Below are 2,311 nucleotides of genomic sequence, written 5' to 3' on the forward strand. Positions count from 1 at the left end.
TGTCAACCTCGGCCGTAATTTCCCCAGAAGTGTCGAAGTAAAATTCCCCACCCTGTTCGGACGGTGATCAACCGGCGACGTGATCGAATGGGTTCCTTCGGGGGCGGCCCGGGCGCCGGCGAGCCGGTTCAGCGGGCACGGGGTTCAGGGAAGACAGACGGTTGCGCAGATGGTCCGGCAGCAGATCGGCGTGTTCTCGCAGGCGGTACGATGTGCCTTCGATCTGCACGACGATCGCGTGGTGCAGCAGCCGGTCGAGCAACGCCGCGGCCACCACGCTGTCGCCGAACACGTCACCCCATTCACCGAAGCTGCGGTTGGACGTCAGGATGATCGCGCAGCGCTCGTAGCAGGCGTTGACGAGCTGGAAGAACAGATTGCCGCCGTTGGAGCCGATGGGCAGGTAGCCGATCTCGTCGACGATGAGCAGGCTGTTACGGGCAAGGAAGCGCACGCGCTGCGCCAAGTTGCCTTCCCGTTCGGCCTTGGCCATCGAGTTCACGATCTCGGCCAGAGAGCCGAAGTAGACGCTCTTGCCCGCGCGTACGGCTTCCACGCCCAGCGCAATGGACAGGTGCGATTTGCCCGTGCCGGGCGGCCCCAGGAAGTGAACGGTCTGTCGTCGTTCGATGAACTCGAGTTGCGCAAGCGTCATGATGCGATCGCGATCCAGGCTCGGCTGGAAGCTGAAGTCGTAGCCGGCCAGCGTCTTGATCGTGCCGAGCCGCGCGGTCTGCAGCGCCATCCGGATGCGGCGTGTTTCGCGTGTCGTGAACTCCTCGCCCAGCAACGTTTCCAGCACTTCGAGCATCGAACTGTCGCCTTGCTCGAAGCGGTTCAGGGTGGCATCCAGCGTTTCGAGCGCGCGCGGCATGCGCAGGCCGACGAGATAGCGCCGGATGCGCTCCAGTGTCGAGGCAGGCATGCTGTTCATGCGGTCCTCCCGGCTTCTGCGAGACGTCTTGCGACCTGGTCATAGAACGACAAGGGCCGGCGAGCCACGCTCGCCGTCACCGATGGCACGGGGTGCCGTGCCGGCTGCTTACGCTGGTTTGCACGCCGATGACCGGGCAACAGCGAGGTTCGTCGCCGGCCTTCCAACACGGGATGCACCGCCAGCAGTTCACCGTCCTCGTAGATACGGATCTCGTGAGCCAGACTGTGGACGTCGAGCACGCGCTTGCGCGTACGATCGGGCACGCTGTAGTAGTTGCCGCCGACCGAGACGAGACCTTCGTGGCTCACGCGCCGCTCAAGCCGGATCACGCCGTTGAAGGTGCCGGCCGGCAACGCCTGCAGCGTAGGACGCTCCTCACTGAAGTGCTGAGCGACGACGCGGTGCGTGGTGCCGTGCACGCGGACATTGGCAACCGTGTCGAGCCACTCGCGCAACTGTCGGTTCAGGTCGGCGAGATTCTGGAAGCGACGCGCCAGGAAGAAGTCCTGCCGGATATAGCGGTACGGCCGCTCGACCTTGCCTTTGGTCTTGGCGCGATACGCCTTGCAGGCGCGCGGCGCGAAGCCGTAGTGCTGCGCAAACGCGACCAGCTTCGCGTTGTAGACGATGTGCTTCTCGACTTCGCCCAGCACAGCCGCCTTCATCCGGTCGTACAGAATCTCGTGCGGAGCGCCGCCGAGGTGCTCGAACGCTTCCATGTGGCAGCGCAGGACGGTCTGCAGGTCCTGATGCTCGACGAAGCGTCCCCAGAGATAACGGCTGTGTCCAAGCACGATCGAGAACAGCCAGATCGAACGTCGCTGGCCAGGCGCGTCGTCGAACTCGACATTGAAGTGGGCGAAATCCACCTGCGCTTGATGCCCCGCAGGCGTTTCAAAGCGCACCTCGAAGCCGCGCTGGCGTGGGGGGCGGACCTCCCGAACGAGATCGCCCAGCGCCGTGCGGCCGCCCGCGTAACCCATGGCTCGAATCTCGCGCAGCAGACGCTCGACGCTCAGGTCGGGAAACTCGCGGACACGTTCGGTGACGTAGTGGACGAACGGATCGACCACGCACGGTCGCGGTGCGCGCGGACCGTAACGCGGCGCCTGAACGCCATTCCTGATGTATTTACGAACGGTCTTGCGGTCCATACTCAGTCGAGCAGCGATGGCCGAAATACTCAGCCCTTGCCGATGCAATTCCAGAATCGTCATCACTTCCTCCAGCTCGACCACCGACACCCCCACGACGGATCTCCAGGGCGATATGGTCGGCGATCGACAGGACGGCGCCGCTACCGCGGCGCCGTCAGACAAAAAACTGGGGAAAATTACTTCGACGAAAGTGGGGAGTATCTATCCGACGCTGACA

General features: G+C 63.9%; 2 protein-coding genes. Both read right to left on the reverse strand.

All coding sequences use genetic code 11. From position 1 onward, the window contains the following. Window positions 1-67 precede the first annotated feature (67 nt). Window positions 68-934: an IS21-like element ISBcen28 family helper ATPase IstB gene (istB, locus tag H0X91_RS34575; protein ID WP_062910598.1), complete on the reverse strand. Its 867-nt coding sequence runs from the start codon at window positions 932-934 to the stop codon at window positions 68-70. Further along, window positions 931-2,187 (reverse strand): IS21 family transposase, encoded by a 1,257-nt coding sequence (gene istA, locus H0X91_RS34580; RefSeq protein ID WP_062910599.1) that lies wholly within the window; start codon window positions 2,185-2,187, stop codon window positions 931-933. The genes istB and istA overlap by 4 nt, the downstream gene beginning before the upstream one ends. Between the last annotated feature and the right edge of the window lie 124 nt (window positions 2,188-2,311).

The sequence above is a fragment of the Burkholderia sp. 9777_1386 genome, from assembly GCF_015712265.1.
GTDB lineage: Bacteria > Pseudomonadota > Gammaproteobacteria > Burkholderiales > Burkholderiaceae > Burkholderia > Burkholderia cenocepacia.

Bases quoted from the DNA above. Each gene is read 5' to 3' on its own strand.
- istB (WP_062910598.1), bottom strand. From the start codon at position 934: ATGAACAGCATGCCTGCCTCGACACTGGAGCGCATCCGGCGCTATCTC.